A 20,370-nucleotide genomic window follows, 5' to 3' on the forward strand; every position below is an offset into this window, starting at 1 on the left:
GAGGGTGCTGCAAATTATCGTTGTTTTTCCGAAAATCGTACCGTCAGCTATGTCCGGGAAGCTACGTTCCAGCAGGAAGATGCCCTGCTCTTTTTAGCTGTAGGCTCACCGCAAAACGAACATAATGCACCCATGCCGCTTATTTTGTTCAATTTAAGTGGCGAAAGTTCAGATGTATGTGGCGAGCAAGAGAAATATGGTGGGCCCGGAGGGACTCGAACCCCCAACCAAGCGGTTATGAGCCGCCGGCTCTAACCATTGAGCTACAGGCCCCGCCGGACATGTCCGGATCCCGCGGGCCAATGGCAGTCCGCGGTGGGACTGGCTCTAGCGGAAAACTGGTTTTCCCACAAGACGTTGCCGCAATCCCTACACAATCAATCATCAATAAGGTGACAGGGACGAAACACAACTGGAGAGAACCCATCCATGACATCCACCTATTTCCCCCGCCGCCTCAAGACCGTCGTTCTGGCTGCCGCTTTTGCGGGGATTGCCGGCGCATCCACCTTTGCGCAGGACAACACACCGCGCGAAGCCGTGATCACGGTTTCCGGCGAAGGCCGTGCAAGCATTGCGCCTGATATGGCGATCCTGTCATTCAGCGTCGTCAAGGATGCAAAGACCGCCAAGGAAGCGCTCGACGCCAACAACAAAGCGATGGCCGATGTCTTGAACGCGCTGAAAGCCGGCGGCATTGCAGATCGCGACCTGCAGACGTCGGGTTTCGCCGTCAATCCGCAATACCAGTATCCGGACAATAGCGACGGCGGCAATCGCCAGCCGGTTCTGACTGGTTACCAGGTGGCCAATTCGCTGACCATCAAGGTGCGTGACCTCGCCAAGCTCGGTGAAATCATCGACCAGTCCGTGACGCTCGGCGTCAATCAGGGCGGCTCGATCCAGTTTTCCAATGACAAGCCGGAAGCAACGATCACCGAAGCCCGCAAGTCTGCGGTGACGGATGCCGTCGCCAAGGCCAAGGTCCTGTCGGAAGCAGCCGGCGTCTCGATTGGCCGTATCGTTGAAATTTCAGAGAACTCATCCCGGCCCGAACCGATGCCGATGATGCGCGCCATGGCAAAGGAATATGCCGGTGACGCCGTACCGATCGCCACGGGAGAAAACAGCTACAACGTTACCGTCAACGTCACCTTCGCGATCAAGCAATAATAACGCATCGCCAGGCACCGTGGACAATAGAACCCCGCTCCGGCGGGGTTTTTTATGTACAGAATTTTAGAGAGTGACGGACGCGACGTCCGGCGCCCCAAACAAAAACACCCCCCGCGGAAAACCGCGAGGGGTGAAACTTTCCGCCGGCCGGAGGAGACAAGACGGAAAGAATGCAAATGACCGGCGGCTTAGCGGCCGATGTACGGGCAACCGCGGACATTAGCGAACACGGCGCGGCGGTATTCGCCCCAGCGGCGGCCTTCGACGACAACACGGCGCGGCGAGACATCGACGACGCGGGCGCGGCGCATGCCATTGGCACGGGCCTTGTCCTGGGCAAGCCAGGGATCGCAACGGCCACGGCGCTCATGGCCCCAGCCCGGACGATGGCGGCGATCGCGATCCCAATCACGCTCATCGCCATACCGGTCACGGTCGCGATACTGCACATCAACAACACCGCCGGAATGGATGCCAAGCGTGATTGTATCGGCGGCAGCCGGTGCGAGCGTGGCACCAAAGCCGGTCAGACCGATCATGCCGGCAAGGGCCAGCTTTGCAAAAATCTGTTTCATGACTGTTTCTCCTTATGGGTCTAAAACCGTGAGACGTCCGCCCGCCTGTTGCTCCGGGCATTGACGAGACCCTAATCCGGGGCGGCTGAACGGAACCCGAATCTGCCGTTCATCCGGGGTTCAGCCGAAGCAAGAACGTGTTGAAATGGCAGGAAGAAGGCGCAAAGCAGCCTTAGCGGGCGAGCATCTCTTCAAAGACGCGGATATTGCGATAATGGCTGAGCCGGGTGACGGCGCCATTTTCGAACTCGAACACGAAGACGCTCGGGATCGAATAGGACTGGCCGCTGGCTTGCGGGAAACCCGGCATCGTTTCGCGGTAATGGCCGCGCGCAGTGGCATCGACGGCGACACGCTGGCCAAGAGCATCGTGCATCAGCACCATGTCGCTGAAACTTTCGTCGAAATGGCGGAAATAGGTCATCACCCCCATACGCAACGGACCCGCCCCGATGGTGCGCTGGCCCGTCAGGGTATCGAGCGCCACGTCCTCGTCGAGAAATGTGCCGATCGTCTCGAAGTCCCGTTCATTGAGGGCCTGCATGAAGCGGCTGGCAATGGTCTGCGCGTCGGTCAATGTCTCTTCCCTTTGCCTGTATGAGCGGTGCGATCCCCGCCTTAATCGAAACCCTGCAACGCCCAAACGGCTGTTTTTGTTCCCGTAATTACAACATCTTCACCGCCTTCACCCGCTCAGATGCAGCACCACCTCGCGGCGGTGGGGGCGGTCGCGGTGTTCGAACAGATAAAGGCCCTGCCAGGTGCCGAGCATCAGGCGGCCCTCACTGACAGGAATGCCGATCGACACCTGCGTCAGCGCCGCCTTGATATGGGCCGGCATATCGTCCGGGCCCTCGGCGGTGTGGATAATCCAGGCCATCGACGAATCGCTGGACGGCGGCACAAGGCGCTTGAAGAACTGGTTGAGATCGCGCCTAACATCCGGATCGGCATTTTCCTGGATCAGCAGCGAGCAGGACGTGTGGCGCACGAACACGGTCAACAGCCCCTCCTCCACACCGGCGCGCCGCACGAAATCCTGCGCCTCGCCGGTAAACTCGTAGAGGCCGGCGCCGCGCGTCGGCAGGCTGATGATGGTCTGGGGCATAAAATCCTTTCCATGCCGCAGCATCGCGCGGGTTGAGGGGTTGCCGGTTTGCCGCGTTACAGTTTTACAGTTCCAGAAAACTTTTGAAGCCTCCATAGATCATCCGCTTGCCATCGAACGGCATGGAAAAATTGTCCATGCTGAGGCGCGGATCGGCCATGACCTTCTTGTTGATCTCGTCGCGCTCCTCGCGTGAGGGATAGGTAATCCAGGAAAAGATCACCACCTCGTCCTCGGCCGCCTGAACGGCGCGGGGAAAGGAGGTGAGCTCTCCATACGGCACATCGTCGCCGATGCATTCGACATAGGAGAGCGCTCCATATTCCTTCCAGACCGTACCCGCTGTGCGGGCCAATTCCTTGTAGGCCTCGATATTGTCCTTCGGGACGGCAACGATAAATCCATCGACATAGGGCATGTCAGTCTCCTCCTAGAGATCCGCCTTTTTCACCGGTGTCGCATGCCGCCGTTCCACGCAGGCATGCATCGCATCGAGCAGATCGCGCGTTACATTCATGCGAGGGCTTGCAGCGGCCGGTGTTTCCTCCTGCTCCTCGACATAGATGGAGACCGGCCACTGCTCGTCAAGGGCAAGCAGGCTGCGAACCGCCTCGGGCGGGCGGACGCGGCCGAAATAATCTTCCCGGCACAGGATCCACTCAAGGACGAACGCGCGGAACCAGGCATCGTCGGCACCGGCTATGCAGGAAGGCAAGAGCACATTGACATCCCCAGGACCGCGGAAACAGAGCGGGATTTCGCGCGGTTTCAGCTTACCCGTGCATTCCTCCTGGCGGCTGCAGCGGCGGACGCGACAGATGGAGGGGATATCCATCCTCTTTGCGGTGGCGCGGCACAGCGCCTCAAACAGAACGGGATGGAGCGGTATTTCTTCAGGCCCGCAGATCGGCAGCATGGTTGTCTCCTTTTTGAGGATGGAAGTGCGGAACGATGGACACGGTTTTTCAGTCACGCGGCAGCTTTTCGCCCGTGGCTTGGAGCATCTGCAATGTCTGCCGGCTTTGGGGTCGGCAGGATCGGCCGGGGCACATCGGGTGCCTCAGGTAAGTAGAAGTAGGTGACACGCGATGTGCCCCGCTTCAGTGTCTTTTGCCGCGCTTCTCAGGTTCTTCTGCGCTTTCCGTTCTGACCGGAAAGCCTCCAATGCCCCAGCCCGGCCGCTTATCCGCCAAGCCTTCCAATCCGGCGGGGTCTGGCCCTGGACCGTCAAAAGACGGTGTGACCACCCGGCACGCCCGGCTCATTCACGAACCGGAGGAGAACTACCTTTCACGCAGCCCCGGGGATTTTGCGCGCGTTTCGCCAAACCATCCGGGCACCGGCCCCATCTCGCCGGCAACGCAAACCGGTGTATCCGTGATGGGACGAGATGAGTATCGCACGGGTTTTCTAGGCGGGGATTTGCGGGGATGAATTGGGGAGAAGTCCTGCGTAAAGTCCCGAAATTGTTGCATTCCCGCAAACCAATTATCCCCGGCCGTGCGAGGCAGAGATACGCATGCGGCCACTGCGACATTCGATAAGCATCACGTTGGAGAGTGCTGCGATCATCGCGTCCCGGACGAGGATCTTCACTGTTACGCGACCGAAATCATCTCGCAAGCCGGCGCCCTGCTTTTTGACCGGGTTACGTAGGCGACGATGGGGCCGGATGGCCGAATGGATGACGCTCTTCGCGACGACCATCCATGCGGCGCGTCTTGGCACCATGCCCGTCACAAATCCATCGGAAACAACGGAGCACCGGCTGCAATCCTCGCTCCGGCAAGTTCTGAACGTTGACCGTCATCTTCCGCTTCCAATCCCAGCTTTCGCAGCAGCTCCGCGCCAGTTAGGGGCATGAACGGGGTGAGCGCTTCGGCGATGATCTGCAGCGTCCGGGCGACGCTGTAGAGGCTGCCGTTGAGGCGGGTAACAGCCTCCTGCCGTTCATCCTCCGTCCGGGCTGCCGCCACCGCCTTTGCATACGCCCATGGCTGTTGATCGGCGACATATTTGTTGGCCGTGGCCACCAGTTTCCAGATCGCATCCAGCGCGCGGTCGAAGGCATAGGCATTGAGATGGGCAGTGACGACTTCCTCAAGGCTGTGGGCCTGGCGGATCAGCGTGTCGTTTTCGGCAAATTCCTGCGAAGGCTGTGACAGGGTGCCGCCGCATGAACGCTCGATCATGCTCAGCGTGCGGTGAACGAGGTTTCCGAGTTGTCCCGCCAGTTCGGATTTGTAGGCAGTTTCAAAACGCTCGATCGAAAAATCGCCGTCTTCCGTGGTGCGGATATGGCGGAGCAGAAAGTAGCGCAGGGCATCCGCCCCGAAGCGCCTCGCATGGACGGTGGGATCGACAGCGTTTCCGAGCGACTTGCTGATCTTGCGGCCTTCCGTCGTCAGATACCCGTGAACGAGGATGCGGGTGGGCAAAGGCAGGCCGGCCGAGAGCAGAATGGCTGGCCAGTAGACCGCGTGAAACCGGGTAATGCCCTTGCCGATGACATGTTCACGGGCCTTGGCATTTGTCCAATACTGCGAAAGCAGCGTCTCATCCGTGCCATAGCCAAGGGCGGTGATGTAGTTGGCGAGCGCATCGAACCAGACATAGATCACCTGGCCGGGATCGCCCGGAACCGGGATGCCCCAGCCCCGCGCCCGCTCCGCGCTGCGCGAAATGCTGAAGTCCTCCAGGCCGCGCTCGATCAGAGCGGAAATCTCGTTCTGGCGCGCATGCGGCACGACCCGGATCGTTCCCTGCCGGTAAAGATCGCGCAGCCGGTCTGTGTATTTCGACAGCCGGAAGAACCAGTTCTCTTCCTCGATTTCTTCCAGCGGCGCATCATGTTCGGGGCAGCGGCCATCCACCAGTTCGTCCGGCTTGTAGAATTGCTCGCAGCCGACGCAGTAAAGACCGGTATAGGAGCGCTTGTAGATATCCCCACTATCGCAACAGGCCTGCCAGAGTTTCGTGACCCCCGGAGTGTGGCGGGGATCGACGCTGGTGCGGATGAAATCATCGTAGGAGAGATCGAGGCTTTCCGGCAGAGCCTGGAACCGGGCGGCATTGCGTGCGACGAGATCGGCGACCGGCTCTCCTGCCCCTTCGGCCGCGCGAACATTCTTGATGCTGTTCTCATCGGTTCCGGCCAGCAGCCGGACATCATCTCCCCGCTCGCGATAAAACCGGGCGAGCGTATCAGCGTGGATCACCTCGAGCGCAAACCCCAGATGCGGGGCGGCATTGACGAACGGGATGGCGGTGGTGACGTAGCGCACCGGTGCGGATTTGGCGGGCTGGATCATGGGCGGAACTCCTCTGGATGGTCTGGGGAGGCGGTTCCACAAAAAAAGCCGCCTCGGATGAAGCGGCTTGGGCGTCTGGCGAAAATTATCTCAGATCACGCAAAAGGGTCCGCTTCTCGGATGGAGAGCGGCATCATCATGCAGGAAAGAGCGTTGATCGGCAGACTGGTCATGCGGCCAGATAAAACAGACAGGGCCTGTATGTCAATCCGGCCGGTCAGATGGCATCGATTACCGGAAGGAGACTTCGAGGTTTTGCCGGTCCTGGGCGATCACCTGGCACCGCGTCTCGAACCCCTCGCCCTTGATCGACAGGAGAAATTCGGCGGGGATGCCGGCGGAGTTGGACACGGTAAGACCGGCGCTGTCGCTGCCGAGCGATTTGACGGTGCAGTCGATGGTCGAGCGGCGGTCGTTGAAAACGATCGATCCTGCCTTCAGGACGCGCCGTCGTGTGCCAACCGCCTGATCCGCCTGCAGCGAGCTCCAGGAAACACAGCAGTTGCGGCCGGTATGCTTGGCCTTGTACATCGCCGCATCCGCCTGGGCGAGCAGCGTCTCGATATCCTTGCCGATGATCGACAGCGCCGAAACACCGAAGCTTGCGGTGACGTTGAGCTTATGGTCCCCGGCCCTGACAGTTTGCGCGGCGATTAGCGCCCTCACCTTTTCGGCAACCGCCAGCGCCCCTTCCCGGTCCACATGCGGCAGCAGGATGGCAAACTCTTCGCCGCCGAGACGGCCCAGCAGATCGCCCGCCCTCAGCGCGCCCTTGCAGGTCGCTGCAACGTTCTTCAGAACCTCGTCACCCGCTGCGTGACCATGCGTGTCATTGACCGACTTGAAATCATCGACATCGAGGACGATGCAGGCGATGTCATGCTGGTGGCGCAGCGCCAGCGAGATCAGCTGATCCGCTTCCTGCTTGAAGGCGCGCCGGGTCAGCGCCTCGGTCAGGCTATCGGTCGCTGCAGACTGCAACAGGGTAATACGGTCCATCGAGACACCGGCGAGCCCGGTCAGGATGGTCAGATCGCGATTGCCGAACGACCGCGGCCGCCGATCGATGGCGCAGACTGTGCCGATCACATGCCCAGCCCTGGTGCGCAAGGGTACGCCTGCGTAAAAGCGGATATGGCTTTCGCCGGTGACGGCCGGATGCTCCGAAAACCGCGAGTCCTTCGTGGCATCCTGGACGACGATAGGTTCTTCGATATCAATGACATAGCGGCAGAACGTGTCTTCGCGCGGCACCTCTTCGGCGGCAAGGCCCATGCAGGATTTGTACCATTGCCGGTGGGCGTCGATCAGCGAGACGATGCCGATCTCGACGGAGAAAATCTCCCTGATCAGGCCCACAATACGGTCCAGGCCTTCATCGCGGGGCGTATCGAGAAGATCGAAGGCTTCCAGCGCCGCCAGCCGGTCGATTTCCCGCTGGATCGTCTCAGCGGATGATTTTCCGAATGCGCGTACAGCCGCCATGAGCACTTCTCTCCTTGCGCCGGCGCATCCAGATGCGCTCCACAATTCCTCAAAGACCTGACTACAGTCCCGATGCTACGGCGGCAATTCGTAAAAAGTTGCCATTGAATTCTGTTGGATTGTTCACAATACCGGGCATGTGACTGGCAAAAGGCGGGTAGCTGCGGGCATTTTTGCTGCCCGCAGCCGTGCTCTCAAGGCCTGCCAGCTTCCTTCGCTCTTTCAGAAAATTTCACTGACGGTGTCGAATCCGGACCTGACCGTTCGTCATTGCAGGTAATGTTCACGCAAACAGGAGGAAAGCTCATGCAAAAGATCACGCCGTTTCTCTGGTTCGACAACAATCTCGACGAGGCAATCGCCTTCTATCTCTCCATTTTCAAGCAGGCGACGGTGACCTATCAGCACAAGGGGCCGGACGGCAAAACGTTTACGGCCGCCTTCGAACTGGAAGGCCAGGCATTCATGGCGCTGAATGGCGGGCCGCATTACCAGCTGACCCCAGCCGTCTCCTTCTTCGTCGCCTGCGCCGACCAGGCGGAGGTCGATCATTACTGGGAGAGGTTGCTGGACGGCGGACAGGCACAGCAATGCGGCTGGCTCACCGACCTTTTCGGCGTCACCTGGCAGATTATTCCGGATGCCTTGATGCGGCTGATGAGCGATCCGGACCCGGCCAGAGCCGGACGGGTGCGTGACGCGATGATGCGGATGGTCAAGATCGATGTGGCGGGTCTGGAGAAAGCCGCCGCCGGCTGAACCAGCCTACCCTTCCAGATCATCCTTCAACCTGCCGAGCAGGCCAACGGCATGGGCGGCGTAGGGACCGATCCAGCGGTCATGGATATCCTTGATCGGCAAGGCGTTGAGATAGTTCCAGCGCTCGCGCCCCTCGCGCTTGACGATGACCAGATCCGCCGCCTCCAGAACCTTGAGGTGCTGCATCACCGTGCAGCGGTCAAGGGCGGGAAAGCGTGCACAAAGATCGCCTGTCGTTTGCGGCTGATCTTTCAAGATATCCAGCATGGCCCGGCGGCTGGAGGCGGCCAAAGCCTTGAAGATTTTGTCGTTTTTCTCGTCGATTGACATGTTGTTTTTTTATAACATAATAAGAGTCGGAGCAAGTATAAAGGCAGGAGGAAAAAACATGGAGCTAAAATTCAGGGTCGCCGGACGCATCGCCAAGCCGGTCTCGGAGGTTTTCGAGGCGGTGGTCAATCCGGCACAGCTGTCGCGCTATTTTACCACCGGCGGCGCCAAGGGCAGACTTGAAACGGGAGCCACCGTCACCTGGGATTTCCACGATTTTCCTGGCGCCTTCCCGGTCAAGGTCATCGAGGTGATGAAAGACCAGAAGATCGTCTTCCAATGGGTTGCCTATGAAGGACCGGGCTCAGACACACCCAAATACGACACCACCGTCACCATGCTGTTCGAGCCCACCGACGATGGCCGCACACTGGTGACGATTGCCGAGGAAGGCTGGCGCCAGACGCCGGGCGGGCTGAAAGGCTCCTACGGCAATTGCGAGGGCTGGACCGGCGCGCTCTGCGCCATGAAGGCCTGGCTGGAGCACGGCATCAACCTGCGGGAAGGCTTCTACAAGTAATCCAGCAATGGGCGTGGCGGCTCAATTCCTCGGGAACCGCCGCGCCTGCCATTGGCTTTTTGGAACCGAGCCGCCGACCGCGAAACTGAACGCAGTGATGCCGTCGGCTTCCGCGTTGACGGTGCATTTGAAATCGACATCGATCCAGCCCTGCGCGGTCTTATAGGCAGCGCCATTGGCCGTCATCACCTGGCCTGCGATGGGCGAACCATTGCGCGGATCGAAGAACAGCCCCTGCGGGACGGTATCCTCCCGGGTGCGGCGCACCTGCTCCAGCGTCTCGATCATGCACATCTGCACGATCCGCCGATCCCGTGGCAGCTTCCCGAGCGCCTGACGGACACGCGGATCGGACAACGTATCGGCGGAATAGAGTTCCTTTGCACGCTTCAACTCGGCGGGCGGACGGCTGGGTCTTTTGTCAGCGCCATCAGCCGACGCCAGCTTCTGCGGATCGGACACGGCGGCATCCACCGGCCGGTCTTGCGGCTTGACCTGCGGGATCGGTACCCTCTCGATCAGGGCTTCGCCTTCGTTGAGCAGCGGGTTGGCATTGGCCGCCTCGGGCAGATCGAGCTCCGGCAGCTTGGCAGCGGCCGCCGTCTCGGCAGGCGTATCCAAGGGCTTGCGCAATTGCGGCTCAATCTCGTCCGGCGCCTGCTCGCTCGTAAGTGGAGCCGCGCGCTCGGCGCGTGGTTCGAGCTCGGCTTGTTTTTCCGGTTCCGAAGGACGGTCGCCACCTGCTTCTTCCCCCCCCTCCCTGGCGGCCGATTCCAAGGCTTGCGGCTGTGCTGCAGCTTTCTCTGCTTCGGCCTTCTGGACTTCCGTTTTCCCGGCTGGAGCCTTCTGCGCATCCGCCTGCCCTGCCGCAGGTTTGTCTGCTGCCTGTGGCTCAGCTTTTTCCGCCGGTTTCTCCTCGGCCTTATCTACCGGTTTTTCCACCGGCTTGACCTCTTCCGCTGGCTCCGGTTTCGGTTCCGGTTTCGTCTCCGGTTCAGGTTTCTTCTCAGGCTCCGGCTTTTTTTCAGGTTCCGGCTTCTTCTCAGGCTCCGGTTTCTTCTCCGGTTCGGGCACCATCTCGACCTTGACCACTTCCTGCTCTTCAGGCTGTGGCGGTATCACCGGCATATCGAAGATCAGAAACGCAGCGGCAACGACATGGAGGGCGGCGGAAGCAAGCAGCCCCGCCTTGAATGTGCCCCACCATTTTTCCGAATTCTGCTGCATGGATGGTGATTAGAACCGGATACTGACCGGATCGTGACCGGCGGGAAATGGGGACAGGCAGACCAGGGGCGAGCCCCTTTCTTCCTAGCATGCGCGCAACGCTGTTCCTAGCGTGGTGGATAAGCGTTCAAGCGTCCGTGATCACGAAGCGATCGGGGTAGAACGCCAGGTGATCGCGGATGACGGCGACGGCATCATACGGCGCTTCATACGACCAGACGGCATTCTCGAGCCTGGGGCCACCCTCGGTCATGCTGAAATAGGACGCATTCCCCTTGTAGGGGCAATAGGTGGCATGGTCCGTTCGCTGCAGCCGCGCCATGTCGACATCGGCACGGGGAATGTACTGCACCGCCGGGTAGGACGCCTCACGCAATGTCAGGGCATGGCGGCTGTCGGCAACGACGATATCGCCCAACCGGACAACGACACGGCCGGGATTGGGCGCGATGACAATAGGGTGATCCGGACCGGGTATTTTGGCAGGCTTGTCGAGCATGAAAAACTCCAAGCGTTTGAAGCGAGTTTTGCTCCCTTCACATTGGGCCGCAACGAGAAAGAATCAAGAGGATGCGGCCCCCCAAACGGATGCCCTGACCGGTTTAGCCCGCTCAGCCTGATTGCGCGCCTCTATCCAAGCGAACTGATCAGTTCCCGGTAGGCGGCTTCCGGGAATGCCTTCAATGTCTTGGTGCGCACATTACCACCCGTTCCGAGTGAAAGCGCAAACCGCGCCATCACCGCATCATCAGGCGCTTCACACACCGCCACCATATCGTGATCGCCCATGGTCAGATAGAACTCCCTGAACGAGCCCCCCATATCCTTCAGCAGCTTCTTTGCCGCGTCGAGACGCTTGGGCGACTCGCGCACGTTCTTGACACCCTGCTCTGTCCAGTTGATCAACACGATATACATGGTCATAGCACACCTCCCATACGGCACGACCTTGAAGATGGCGCCGCGATTGATGCCTCCGCCTCCCGCCTCATCGGACACACTATCCGGCAAAGCGGACAGCCGATCTCAGTCAACAGAACGCGTACGATGACAGCTCAGAAGTTTTAGCGATTACTAAATTATAGTCTCGGCGGCTCAAACAGACAAGGAAAGGCTGTGAGCGCGGAGGGGCGCACGCGGTAAACTCCGGCCGCCCAACGAAAAACCCGGCCAGTTTTCACTGACCGGGTTCCACTTGTTCAATCGAAAGGAGTTCGTTCTTAGCTGTCCAGGAACGAACGCAGCTTGCGCGAGCGGCTCGGGTGCTTCAGCTTGCGCAGCGCCTTGGCTTCGATCTGACGGATACGTTCGCGGGTAACCGAGAACTGCTGGCCGACTTCTTCGAGCGTGTGGTCGGTGTTCATGCCGATGCCGAAGCGCATGCGCAGGACACGTTCTTCGCGCGGCGTCAGCGAGGCGAGAACACGGGTCGTCGTTTCGCGCAGGTTCGCCTGGATGGCGGCGTCGATCGGCAGCAGCGCGTTCTTGTCCTCGATGAAATCGCCGAGGTGGCTATCTTCTTCGTCACCCACCGGAGTTTCGAGCGAGATCGGCTCCTTGGCGATCTTCAGGACCTTACGGACCTTTTCGAGCGGCATGGCGAGCTTCTCGGCCAGTTCTTCCGGGGTCGGCTCGCGGCCGATCTCGTGCAGCATCTGGCGCGACGTGCGGACGATCTTGTTGATCGTCTCGATCATGTGCACCGGAATACGGATCGTGCGGGCCTGGTCGGCGATCGAGCGGGTGATCGCCTGACGGATCCACCACGTCGCATAGGTCGAGAACTTGTAACCACGGCGGTATTCGAACTTGTCGACCGCCTTCATGAGGCCAATGTTGCCTTCCTGGATCAGATCGAGGAACTGCAGGCCGCGGTTGGTGTACTTCTTGGCGATCGAAATGACGAGGCGAAGGTTCGCTTCGACCATTTCCTTCTTGGCGATGCGGGCTTCGCGTTCGCCCTTCTGCACCATCGAAACGATGCGGCGGAATTCGAAGATCGAGATGCCGGTTTCCGTGGCCAGATTCTGGATCTCGCCGCGAATGTTGCGGATCATCGTGCCTTCGTTCTTGGCGAATTCCTTCCAGCCCTTGGCGGCCAGATTGGCGATCGACTTCATCCAGTTCGGATCGAGTTCGGCGCCGGAATACTGTTCCAGGAACGAGTCGCGCTTGACGCCATAGCTCTCGGCCAGACGCAACAGACGGCCTTCGTTCTGCATCAGGCGCTTGGAAATATCGTAGAGCTGCTCGACAAGGCTGTCGACGCGGTTCTGGTTGAGCGACAGCGACTTGACCGCCGTGATCAGCTCGTCCTTCAGCTCCTTGTAGCGGCGCTCCTGGGCAGGCGACAGTGTGCCGGTCGCAGCCAGGCGGGCTTCGACCTGCTGGTCCTGCAGCTTGCGCAGCTTCTTGTAGGTCTCGGCGATGATGTCGAGCGTTTCCATGACCTGCGGACGCAGTTCCGCTTCCATCGCGGCGAGCGAAAGGTTCGACTCGTCGTCGTCCTCTTCCTCTTCTTCCGGCGGCAGGCCTTCACCGCCGACATTGGTCACGTCGTCGTCACCAGCACGCGGCTTGCGGTTCTTTTCCTTTTCCTCGGCAGCCTTGCGGTCGGCCTCGATCTTCTCAGGACTTTGGAACTGCGGTGCAGCCTTGGCTTCCGGACCGGAATAGGTGGTTTCGAGATCGATGATCTCGCGCAGAAGCGTGTTACCTTCGTTGAGTTCGTCACGCCAGATGATGATGGCCTGGAACGTCAGCGGGCTCTCACAGAGACCGGCGATCATCGTTTCACGGCCAGCCTCGATGCGCTTGGCAATGGCGATTTCGCCCTCACGCGACAGAAGCTCCACCGAGCCCATTTCGCGCAGGTACATGCGCACCGGATCATCGGTGCGGTCGGTCGGTTCTTTCTTCTTGGCGGTCGCAAGAGCCGTGCCGCCCGAAGGGGCCAGTTCGCCGCCTTCGCTCTCGCCGTCGGAATCGCTATCCTCTTCCTCGGCGGCTGCGGTGCCCTCGTCGGCTTCCTCGTCCTCGACGACATTGATGCCCATTTCGCTGAGCATCGCCATGATGTCTTCGATCCGGTCGGGATCAACCTGATCGGACGGCAGAACCTCGTTCAGCTCGTCCATGGTCACATAGCCGCGCTTCTTGGCGGCCTTGATCATCTTCTTGACCGCGTCATCCGAGAGGTCAAGAAGCGGGCCGTCGGGTGCGCCTTCGCGTTCGGCTTCTGCTTCTTCGTTCTCTTTGACTTTGGTTGCCATTTATATCGTCGCTTTCCTTGGACAGCACTCAACGCGTGCGCGGTGCAAAACTTTTTCGTAGCTCGGGTGCGTCAATCGCTCCCACCGCGAATCATTACCCCTGACGTAACGGGATGATCTTTAATTCCTGATTAACCACGCCACTCACCGCAGTTAAACCGGCGAACTGCGACAGCAGCGCCGTTCTGGCATCACATGCATGATGGATCTGTCCGCCGTACCTATTTCACCCACTGTATTAGAAATGGTGATTCCCACAATTTTCGGTCCCGTCAAGCATTTCCGGTGAAAAACCGTTCAAATCGGCAAAAAAGACTGAATCTAGCAGAGTGCTTCAAAGATTCAGTTCCATGGCCGAAATGTAGGAACTGTTGATGGAAAGACAAGAGCCAAAGGAATCTCCGCTTGCAGATGAGGCCCGGCTTCAACCCTTCATGCTTTCCTCCCGCATCAAAAACTTCGCCCGTCGACCTTGGTGATCGTCAGGGTTTCGAGATCGACATCCGGCAGGCAGCGGACATTGACCGCCGTCATCGCGCCGGTCTTGCTCTCGCCCTCGGCATAGGGCGCAATTCCACAAGTGGCACAGAAATGATGCTGGATGACGTGCTTGTTGAACTGATAGGTGGATACCGCCGACTGCGGTGTCTGCAGCCTGAAATTTTCACGCGGCACGAAGGCGAGAAGACCGCCGCGGCGGCGGCACATCGAACAGTTGCAGTCCATCGCCTGCGTGATATCGGCCTCGACTTCAAAGGCGATGGCACCGCAATGGCAACTTCCAGAATAGATCATCAAACCCTCCCAAGCCTGCTGCTTGAGAGATGATGTTGCGGGTGGCAATGTCAAGGTCTTGCCTGCATCGCCACCCAAAAAGGCACACGTGCCAGGGCCGTGCGCGGCTAGCCCATCGCCGTGCCGGTGACCAGGATTTCTGTCCGGTTGGGCACCCGGCTATGAAGATCGATCACATCCTGATTGAGCATGCGCACACAGCCGGATGACACCGATTTGCCGATCGTCCACCATTCCGGCGATCCATGGATGCGGTAGATCGTGTCGACGCCGTCCTTGAAGATATAAAGAGCGCGAGCGCCCAGCGGATTTTTCAGGCCCGGGTCCATTCCGCCATTGGCAATGCTGTAGGGTTCGAGATCGGGGCGGCGCGCCACCATCTCGTCGGGCGGCGTCCAGCGCGGCCATTTGCGCTTGTACTGGATGACACCGCGGCCCGACCACTCGAAGCCCGCACGGCCAAGTCCGACGCCGTAACGCATCGCCTTGCCGTTTTCATAGGTGAGGTAGAGAAAATGATTGGCGGTATCGACGACCAACGTGCCGGGACGCTCGCCGGTCGTGTTGTCGACCCACTGGCGGCGGAAGCGCACTGGAATCTTCTGGTACGGAACAGCCGGCAGCGGAAACTGCTCCTCCGGCCGGGCGCTGTACATCTCGCTTTCGGCGGTCGGCAGCACGATGGGTTCGGCCTTGACCGGCACGGCGACGGGCTGTGCCGTGGTGGCGCAACCGGCAAGACCGAGCGCTGCAAAGGCGCCGCCCGCCTGAAGGAAGGTTCGGCGGGACACATTCAAATCAATCAATCGGGGAAACCTCATCTGCTTGTCCAAGGCCATGGGATTGCCATGCGCAAGCAGCCAATGGAACCCACTTAACGGAAACGTGAACAGGTTTTGATGGGGTGAGCGGACCTCCCCGGATGCCCTTAAGAACGGTGACGCCCACGCCCATCCGGCATGTCTCAAGCGGCCGCATGCGGCTTCCTGCGGGACGAAATTTACCTTTTGATAACCCTTCGGCCCTTTCATTAAGGACGCATTGAGCGCCTGCCAGACAGGCCCATTCCCCCTTAACGACGGAGATCAGATGTCCTTCAACCGGCATATCCTCGCCGCCCTGGCCCTAGCCAGCACCATCCTTCCAGCCCAGGCGCAGCCGGTGATGGTCAAGACTTTCGGCCACTGGGGTGTCTATTCCTACGCCGATAACGGCAAGACCGCCTGCTACGCGCTGACCATGCCACGCGACATGGAGCCGGCCGGGGTCAACCATGGCAACAACTTCCTGCTGGTCGCGCCAAAAGGTGCCGGCGGTTACATGCCGCAGGCCCAGATGGGATATACCCTGAAGGCCGGGTCCGAGGTCACGGTCAAGGTCGGCAACGACGTCTTTACCCTGACCCCGCGCGGAAACGTCGCATGGCCGATCCGCGAAACCCGCGACAACGCGCTGGTCGCCGCCATGAAGTCCGGAGCCACGCTGACGCTTCAGGCAACCTCCAGCCGCGGCACCGATACCCAATACGCCTTTTCGCTTGATGGCATCACGGCCGCGCTGAAAAGGGCAAGTGCATGCCAATGAACAGGCTACCGACGGCAGATACAGTCAGGGGCCGGAGACGGGACAGATGAAGGCTGCCATCGTGTTTCTTGCCGCCTGTGCAGCGATGGCGCAGCCGGCAGTGGCAGCGACCACGCAGGTAGCGTCGGGCGACACCATCGCGGCGCCCGGCCGCAATACCGGCCGTGTGACGGGGCTGAAACTGCCGCGTTTCGTCTCGCTGAAGAGCGACAATGCGCGCATGCGCGTTGGCCCTTCCACCGATTATGCGGTGCGGTTCGTCTACATGGCCGCAGGCCTGCCGATGGAACTGATCGAGGAATGGGGCAACTGGCGGCTGGTGCGCGATCACGATGGATCATCCGGCTGGATGCACGCGGCCCTTCTGTCGGGCCAGCGTACCGCCATGATCGCACCATGGCTGAAGGAGGGCGCCAGCCTGCAGCGCAGCCCGGGCCAGTCCCCTAAGGTCACCGCCCTCATGCAACCGGGCGTGATTGTGACGATCATCGACTGTAGCGGCTCCTGGTGCCACGTCGCCATCCAGCGGCCACGGCTCAGCGGTTACGTCGCCCAGACGAAACTCTGGGGCGTCTACCCAAGGGAAGTCATAGAGTAGAACAGGCCCGCACTGGGTCAACGCGGTGCGGGAAAGCCCCTACCAGTCCATGACAACCTTTCCTGAGTTTCCGGAGCGCATCGCCTCGAAACCCTCGCGGAAATCGTCGATGCCGATGCGGTGGGTGATGATCGGCGACAGGTCGAGGCCGCCTTGCACGAAGGCAATCATCTTGTACCAGGTCTCGAACATTTCGCGGCCGTAGATGCCCTTGAGGTTGAGCATCTTGAAGATCACCTTGTTCCAGTCGATCTCAAAGCCGGTTGGCGCAATGCCGAGAATGGCAATCTTGCCGCCATTGTTCATCTTGTCGATCATGTCGCGGAAGGCAGGGGCAGCACCCGACATTTCCAGCCCGACATCGAACCCCTCAGTCATGCCGATCCGCTTCATCACGTCGGCGAGGTTTTCCTTCGACGCATCGACGACATAATCGATGCCCATCTTTTCGGCCAGCGCCAGCCGCACTGGATTGATATCGGTGATCACGACCTTGCGCGCGCCGGAGCGCTTGGCAACCATCGCGCCCATGATGCCGATCGGGCCGGCGCCAGTGACAAGCACATCCTCGCCCACCAGATCGAAGGAGAGTGCGGTATGCACGGCATTGCCGAACGGGTCGAAGATCGCGGCGATCTCATCCGGCACCTCGTCGGGGATGGCAACGACATTGTATTCGGGAATGCAGACATATTCGCCGAAGGAACCCGGGCGATGCACGCCGACGCCCAGCGTGTTGCGGCACAGATGCCCGCGGCCCGCCCGGCAGTTGCGGCACTTGCCGCAAACGATATGCCCCTCGCCCGATACCCGCTCGCCGACATGGTATTTGGTGACGGCCGATCCGATCTGCGCAATCACGCCGACGAATTCGTGACCGACGACCATCGGCACGGGAATGGTCTTCTGTGCCCACTGGTCCCAGTTCCAGATATGCACGTCCGTGCCGCAGATCGCCGATTTCTTCACCTTGATCAGCACATCGTTGGGACCGGGCACCGGCACCGGCACATGCTCCATCCACAGGCCGGTTTCAGCTTTGGATTTGACGAGCGCCTTCATCATGTTTGTCATTCAGCATTCCTTCTTTTGGTCTTTTGGTTGCGCCGGCGTTGCTATCCCCCTCTTCTCCCCAGCGGGGAGAAGGTGCCCGTAGGGCGGATGAGGGGGCCGACACGGCACCGCTTCCAATTCCCGGATACTTGCCTCTCGCTTGCGCTCGAAGCATCGCTCCCCCTCATCTGTCCTTCGGACATCTTCTCCCCGCTGGGGAGAAGAGGGAGAAAGACGCCCTCAAATCACGCCCAGCTCGCGGCCAACCTCTTCGAACACCGCGATTGCACGGCGCACATCCGCCTCGCTGTGCGCCGCCGACATCTGGGTGCGGATGCGGGCCTGGCCTTTCGGCACGACGGGGAAGGAAAAGCCGACGACATAGACGCCCTTTTCCAGCATCTTGGCAGCAAAAGCCTGTGCCAGCGACGCATCGCCGAGCATCACCGGGATGATTGGATGACCCTCACCGGCGAGCGTGAAGCCCAGCTTGCCCATTTCGCTGCGGAACAGCGTCGCATTGGCTTCAAGCCGCGAGCGCAGCGCGTCGCCATTGTCGATCAGGTCGAACACTTTCAGCGAGGCAGCCGCAATCACCGGCGCCAGCGTGTTGGAGAATAGATAGGGCCGCGAGCGCTGGCGCAGCCACTCGACCACTTCACGTCTTGCCGACGTATAGCCACCTGAGGCGCCGCCAAGCGCCTTGCCGAGCGTGCCGGTGATGATATCCACCCTTCCCTCGACGCCGCAATATTCGGCCGAACCGCGGCCATGCTTGCCGACGAAACCGACGGCATGGCTGTCATCGACCATCACCATGGCGCCATACTTGTCGGCGAGATCGCAGACCCCTTGCAGATTGGCGATGATGCCATCCATCGAAAAGACGCCGTCGGTGGCGATCAGCTTGAAACGCGCGCCTTCGGCTTTCTTCAGCTCTTCTTCGAGCGCCGCCATATCGTTGTTGGCATAGCGGAAGCGTTTGGCCTTGGAGAGCCGCACGCCGTCGATGATCGAGGCATGGTTGAGCGCATCGGAAATGATCGCGTCCTCTTCGCCGAGCAGCGTCTCGAACAGACCGCCATTGGCATCGAAGCAGGAGGAATAGAGGATCGTGTCCTCCAGTCCGAGAAACGACGAAATCCGCGCCTCAAGCTGCTTGTGCTCTTCCTGGGTGCCGCAGATGAAACGGACCGAGGCCATGCCGTAGCCGTAACGGTCGAGCGCCTGCTTGCCCGCCGCAATCAGCTCGGCATTGTCGGCAAGCCCGAGATAATTGTTGGCGCAAAAGTTCAAAACCTTCGCACCGGACGCAACCTCGATCTCGCCAGCCTGCTTGGACACGATCACCCGCTCCGACTTGTAAAGCCCGGCGGATTTCAGCCCTTCGAGTTCGGAGGAAAGGTGAGTGATGAAGGCTGACGTCATGAAGGCCGCTTTCCAGGATCTGAGATCGGTTTGCGATGAATTCCTATCATATTCCGTTTGATATGACAGCGAAAGACGGCGCCAGCGGGCGGCGTTTGCACGACAGGATCGTTCCGGGTCTTGCCTGATTGCGACTTGACTGTTTCAAACAGGCTATCCACCCCAGCCCTTGAGCTTCTGCACCAAAAAACGGAAAACTGCAAAAATTAATTGACTGAGTCCACTATTTTGATGTCGATAGACAACGCTTTTAATGCGATGAGGAAGCCATGACTAGATTCGACAGATTTTCGCTCAAGAGCCGTGTAGCGCTTGTCACCGGTGGCGGGCGCGGGCTGGGACTGGAGATTGCCCGGGCGCTGGCAGACGCCGGAGCACATGTCGTCATCAATGGCCGCACGGCTGCGACGCTTGAAGGCGCGGTCAACTCGATCAGGGCCTCAGGTTGCAGCGCCGAGGCGATGGCTTTTGACGTCGCGGACCGTACCGCGCAACGAGACGCGCTTGCCAGTATTGAACGACGCCATGGACGGCTCGATATTCTCGTCAACAATGTCGGCGCCCGCGACCGCAGGCCTTTGGCCGAGTTCGACGACGATGCCATTCTCACCTTGATCCAGACGGACCTCATTGCCGCAACCACGCTATCGCGCGATGCGGCGGCAATCATGAAGCGGAACGAGTACGGGCGGTTGATCGCAATCACCTCGATCAACGGCTATGTGGCGATGCCGGGCGACGGGATCTATCCCCTTGCCAAACAGGGGTTGACCGGCCTGATGCGCTCGATGGCGGTCGAATTCGGCCCCTCCGGTATCACCAGCAACGCCATCGCACCCGGCTGGTTTGCCACCGAGACCAACGCAGCGATGGCCGCTGACGAAGACCTGATGCCGTTCGTTCGCCAGCGCATCCCGGCGCAGCGCTGGGGCCGGCCCGACGAGATCGCCGGTGCCGCCCTGTTCCTCGCCAGCGACGCCGCATCCTTTGTCAACGGCCATGTGCTGACGGTCGATGGCGGCATGACGGTCAGGATGTAGCGGCTCTCACTCTTCTCCCCGGCGGGGAGAAATGCCGAGCAATGCGAGCGAAGCGATGAGGGGCCGCGATTTCAGAATTCACCGCCCCCCACCCGCCCTTCGGACACCT

22 protein-coding genes and 1 tRNA gene are annotated in these 20,370 nt (G+C 60.2%); 6 read left to right on the top strand and 17 right to left on the bottom strand.

The genetic code is table 11. The annotated features are described in order from the left end of the window. Positions 1-197 precede the first annotated feature (197 nt). Positions 198-273, bottom strand: a tRNA-Ile gene (locus tag ACSQ3J_RS14440). 156 nt (positions 274-429) lie between these two features. Here ACSQ3J_RS14440 and ACSQ3J_RS14445 point away from each other — a divergent pair. Then, positions 430-1,173 carry an SIMPL domain-containing protein gene (locus tag ACSQ3J_RS14445; protein ID WP_436039369.1) on the top strand — a complete coding sequence of 248 codons (744 nt, stop codon included), beginning with the start codon at positions 430-432 and terminating at the stop codon, positions 1,171-1,173. A gap of 191 nt (positions 1,174-1,364) precedes the next feature. On the opposite strand, the gene ACSQ3J_RS14450 is transcribed toward ACSQ3J_RS14445, so the two are convergent. The 7 genes from ACSQ3J_RS14450 to ACSQ3J_RS14480 all read right to left on the bottom strand — a co-directional run bounded on the left by ACSQ3J_RS14450 (position 1,365) and on the right by ACSQ3J_RS14480 (position 7,655). After that, a complete protein-coding gene (locus tag ACSQ3J_RS14450; RefSeq protein ID WP_436039370.1) occupies positions 1,365-1,751 on the bottom strand; it encodes a hypothetical protein in 387 nt (128 codons plus the stop codon). A gap of 172 nt (positions 1,752-1,923) precedes the next feature. Then, a complete protein-coding gene (locus ACSQ3J_RS14455; RefSeq protein WP_436039371.1) occupies positions 1,924-2,328 on the bottom strand; it encodes a ketosteroid isomerase-related protein in 405 nt (134 codons plus the stop codon). A gap of 108 nt (positions 2,329-2,436) precedes the next feature. Further along, a complete protein-coding gene (locus tag ACSQ3J_RS14460; protein ID WP_436039373.1) occupies positions 2,437-2,859 on the bottom strand; it encodes a secondary thiamine-phosphate synthase enzyme YjbQ in 423 nt (140 codons plus the stop codon). Positions 2,860-2,923: 64 nt separating this feature from the next. Next, entirely contained in the window at positions 2,924-3,277 is a 354-nt protein-coding gene (locus ACSQ3J_RS14465) for a DUF1428 domain-containing protein (RefSeq protein WP_436039374.1), read from the bottom strand. A gap of 12 nt (positions 3,278-3,289) precedes the next feature. Beyond that, positions 3,290-3,775 (bottom strand): hypothetical protein, encoded by a 486-nt coding sequence (locus ACSQ3J_RS14470; protein ID WP_436039375.1) that lies wholly within the window; start codon positions 3,773-3,775, stop codon positions 3,290-3,292. 820 nt (positions 3,776-4,595) lie between these two features. Continuing rightward, a complete protein-coding gene (metG, locus tag ACSQ3J_RS14475; protein WP_436039376.1) occupies positions 4,596-6,170 on the bottom strand; it encodes a methionine--tRNA ligase in 1,575 nt (524 codons plus the stop codon). A gap of 231 nt (positions 6,171-6,401) precedes the next feature. Beyond that, positions 6,402-7,655: a diguanylate cyclase gene (locus ACSQ3J_RS14480; protein WP_436039377.1), complete on the bottom strand. Its 1,254-nt coding sequence runs from the start codon at positions 7,653-7,655 to the stop codon at positions 6,402-6,404. A 306-nt stretch (positions 7,656-7,961) separates the two neighbouring features. Here ACSQ3J_RS14480 and ACSQ3J_RS14485 point away from each other — a divergent pair, with 306 nt between their 5' ends. Further along, positions 7,962-8,414, top strand: a complete 453-nt coding sequence (locus tag ACSQ3J_RS14485; RefSeq protein WP_436039378.1) for a VOC family protein — start codon at positions 7,962-7,964, stop codon at positions 8,412-8,414. Between the two features lie 6 nt (positions 8,415-8,420). Here the strand turns inward: ACSQ3J_RS14485 and ACSQ3J_RS14490 are convergent, their stop codons facing one another. Then, the gene (locus ACSQ3J_RS14490) at positions 8,421-8,744 is read right to left on the bottom strand and encodes an ArsR/SmtB family transcription factor (RefSeq protein ID WP_060505037.1); all 324 of its coding nucleotides are present in this window, start codon (positions 8,742-8,744) and stop codon (positions 8,421-8,423) included. 58 nt (positions 8,745-8,802) lie between these two features. Here ACSQ3J_RS14490 and ACSQ3J_RS14495 point away from each other — a divergent pair, with 58 nt between their 5' ends. Then, positions 8,803-9,264, top strand: coding sequence for an SRPBCC family protein (locus ACSQ3J_RS14495; RefSeq protein WP_060505036.1), 462 nt, complete (start codon positions 8,803-8,805; stop codon positions 9,262-9,264). A 21-nt stretch (positions 9,265-9,285) separates the two neighbouring features. Here the strand turns inward: ACSQ3J_RS14495 and ACSQ3J_RS14500 are convergent, their stop codons facing one another. The 6 genes from ACSQ3J_RS14500 to ACSQ3J_RS14525 form a co-directional block, all read right to left on the bottom strand. Beyond that, entirely contained in the window at positions 9,286-10,491 is a 1,206-nt protein-coding gene (locus ACSQ3J_RS14500; protein WP_060505035.1) for a DUF930 domain-containing protein, read from the bottom strand. Between the two features lie 127 nt (positions 10,492-10,618). After that, positions 10,619-10,990, bottom strand: a complete 372-nt coding sequence (locus ACSQ3J_RS14505) for a DUF427 domain-containing protein (protein ID WP_060505043.1) — start codon at positions 10,988-10,990, stop codon at positions 10,619-10,621. 131 nt (positions 10,991-11,121) lie between these two features. Further along, positions 11,122-11,415, bottom strand: a complete 294-nt coding sequence (locus tag ACSQ3J_RS14510; RefSeq protein WP_060505034.1) for a GYD domain-containing protein — start codon at positions 11,413-11,415, stop codon at positions 11,122-11,124. Positions 11,416-11,711: 296 nt separating this feature from the next. Next, positions 11,712-13,763: an RNA polymerase sigma factor RpoD gene (rpoD, locus tag ACSQ3J_RS14515; protein ID WP_060505033.1), complete on the bottom strand. Its 2,052-nt coding sequence runs from the start codon at positions 13,761-13,763 to the stop codon at positions 11,712-11,714. A gap of 450 nt (positions 13,764-14,213) precedes the next feature. Then, a complete protein-coding gene (locus ACSQ3J_RS14520) occupies positions 14,214-14,558 on the bottom strand; it encodes a GFA family protein (RefSeq protein ID WP_060505032.1) in 345 nt (114 codons plus the stop codon). A gap of 107 nt (positions 14,559-14,665) precedes the next feature. Next, complete coding sequence (locus ACSQ3J_RS14525; RefSeq protein ID WP_436039379.1) at positions 14,666-15,364, bottom strand: L,D-transpeptidase family protein; 699 nt, start codon at positions 15,362-15,364, stop codon at positions 14,666-14,668. 283 nt (positions 15,365-15,647) lie between these two features. Between ACSQ3J_RS14525 and ACSQ3J_RS14530 the strand changes: the two genes are divergently transcribed. Together ACSQ3J_RS14530 and ACSQ3J_RS14535 are read left to right on the top strand one after the other, a co-directional pair. After that, entirely contained in the window at positions 15,648-16,142 is a 495-nt protein-coding gene (locus ACSQ3J_RS14530; RefSeq protein ID WP_060505031.1) for an invasion associated locus B family protein, read from the top strand. A 46-nt stretch (positions 16,143-16,188) separates the two neighbouring features. Next, the gene (locus ACSQ3J_RS14535) at positions 16,189-16,740 is read left to right on the top strand and encodes an SH3 domain-containing protein (protein ID WP_244482242.1); all 552 of its coding nucleotides are present in this window, start codon (positions 16,189-16,191) and stop codon (positions 16,738-16,740) included. A 39-nt stretch (positions 16,741-16,779) separates the two neighbouring features. On the opposite strand, the gene tdh is transcribed toward ACSQ3J_RS14535, so the two are convergent. Together tdh and ACSQ3J_RS14545 are read right to left on the bottom strand one after the other, a co-directional pair. Next, positions 16,780-17,814 carry an L-threonine 3-dehydrogenase gene (gene tdh, locus ACSQ3J_RS14540; RefSeq protein ID WP_060641746.1) on the bottom strand — a complete coding sequence of 345 codons (1,035 nt, stop codon included), beginning with the start codon at positions 17,812-17,814 and terminating at the stop codon, positions 16,780-16,782. Between the two features lie 219 nt (positions 17,815-18,033). Continuing rightward, positions 18,034-19,221: a glycine C-acetyltransferase gene (locus ACSQ3J_RS14545; protein ID WP_060641745.1), complete on the bottom strand. Its 1,188-nt coding sequence runs from the start codon at positions 19,219-19,221 to the stop codon at positions 18,034-18,036. Positions 19,222-19,490: 269 nt separating this feature from the next. Here ACSQ3J_RS14545 and ACSQ3J_RS14550 point away from each other — a divergent pair, with 269 nt between their 5' ends. Then, on the top strand, positions 19,491-20,261 hold the full coding sequence (locus ACSQ3J_RS14550; protein WP_060505681.1) for an SDR family oxidoreductase: 771 nt from the start codon (positions 19,491-19,493) through the stop codon (positions 20,259-20,261). The last annotated feature ends 109 nt before the right edge of the window (positions 20,262-20,370 follow it).

The sequence above is a fragment of the Rhizobium sp. LjRoot98 genome, assembly GCF_964252935.1.
In the GTDB taxonomy this organism is placed as follows: Bacteria; Pseudomonadota; Alphaproteobacteria; order Rhizobiales; family Rhizobiaceae; genus Pararhizobium.